The sequence below is a fragment of the Streptococcus sp. HMSC072D07 genome (assembly GCF_001814835.1).
Lineage (GTDB): Bacteria > Bacillota > Bacilli > Lactobacillales > Streptococcaceae > Streptococcus.
On sequence record NZ_KV818066.1, the window covers coordinates 66,393 to 66,959 of the forward strand.

Genomic DNA, 567 nt, shown 5'->3' on the forward strand with positions numbered 1-567 from the left:
CCCAACCTTCACCAACACTTATAAAGCAGCTAAAACAACAGCAACTATCACAGCTAAGAAAGTCTTGGATGGTAAAGCTCTAGAAGCTGACAAATATGAGTTTGAACTTAAAGAAGGTGACGAAGTAATCGGAACAGCTAAAAATGCTGCAGACGGTACTGTTACTTTCCCAGTGATCAGCTATGATGCTGCAGACAACCACACTTACACTATCTCTGAAAAAGCAGGTAGTGAAAAAGGTGTGACATACGACACTGCTAAACACGAAGTTAAGGTAGCAGTTACAGATAACGGCCAAGGCCAACTTGTTGCAACTGCAACTAACAACAACCCAACCTTCACCAACACTTATAAAGCAGCTACAACAAGTGCAACGATCACGGCTACTAAAGTCTTGAATGGTAAAGCTCTAGAAGCTGGTAAATATGAGTTTGAACTTAAAGAAGGTGACAAAGTAGTCGCAACAGCTAAGAATGCTGCAGACGGTACTGTTGCTTTCGAAGGTATCGAGTACAAAGAAGCTGGAGAGCACACTTACACTATCTCTGAAAAAGCAGGTAGCGAAGC

The 567-nt window shown here is 42.2% G+C and carries 1 protein-coding gene; it reads left to right on the top strand.

What is annotated here, in order from left to right; all coding sequences use genetic code 11:
* On the top strand, window positions 1-567 hold a 567-nt coding region (locus HMPREF2991_RS11210), incomplete at both ends, for a Spy0128 family protein (RefSeq protein WP_306806717.1).